Source organism: Oleiphilus sp. HI0079, assembly GCF_001635105.1.
The window spans coordinates 1-953 of the sequence record NZ_LWFT01000029.1; the positions used below are offsets into that span (position 1 = coordinate 1).

Annotated in this window: 1 protein-coding gene and 1 pseudogene; both read right to left on the reverse strand. The window is 44.7% G+C overall.

From position 1 onward, the window contains the following. Positions 1-408: pseudogene (locus A3750_RS00635) on the reverse strand (polyribonucleotide nucleotidyltransferase); the annotation flags it as partial. Positions 409-756: 348 nt separating this feature from the next. Then, positions 757-953 (reverse strand): 30S ribosomal protein S15 (gene rpsO / locus A3750_RS00640; RefSeq protein ID WP_068547931.1); only part of this gene is annotated, 197 nt, incomplete at its 5' end.

The following is a 953-nucleotide window of genomic DNA, read 5'->3' on the forward strand; positions in this document are numbered from 1 at the left end:
TGCCGCAGAAGTACCGATCATTGCCGCGATATCTGGATCTTGCGTTTTGTTTGCAGACATAACCTGACAAACAACCTGAACTTCGTTTACAAAACCATTTGGGAATAGCGGTCGAATTGGACGGTCAATCAAGCGCGAAGTAAGCGTTTCTTTTTCGCNTGGACGATTCTCACGTTTGATGTAACCACCAGGGATTTTACCAACCGAGTATTGGCGCTCTTGGTAGTGAACAGAAAGAGGGAAAAAGTCCTGACCAGGCTTTGCTTGCTTCGACGCAGTCACTGCGACTAATACACACGTATCATCGATTGTAACCATCACAGCGCCTGCAGCTTGTCGTGCAATGCGCCCTGTTTCTAGCGTGACGGTTGAGTTTCCATATTGAAATTGTTTAGTTACCGGATTCACATCGGCTCCTTTACGTTATTTACTGACTAAAAGGTCGCTTCACACATCACTACAACTAAAGCTTTATGCTTGAATGCTCTTTTAACGGATTTAGGTCTACTTGTTCCCAACTCGACGAAAAGCACTCAGCGATAAAACTTTACTGCAACGCTGCAAAACTCCCTACTTGATAAGCCCCACCCATGCGGGGCACTACTAAAAATACTTTATCTTATCTGCAACGCAAGATCGCGATGCCTTTAAAACGAAAATACCGGAGCGCTCACAGAGCGCTCCGGTACTACAACTACCTTTGGGTTTGGCTTAAAACCATAGACCCTATCGATCTCAACGTAACGATAATAGCGATTATCGACGTAGACCTAGACGACCAATCAAAGAAAGGTAACGATCTGCATCTTTTCCTTTCAAATAGTCTAGCAACTTACGACGCTGGTTAACCATACGGATAAGACCGCGACGTGAGTGGTGATCCTGTTTGTTTGACTTGAAGTGACCTTGAAGCTTGTTGATATTGTGCGTCAACAAAGCAACCTGTACTTCAG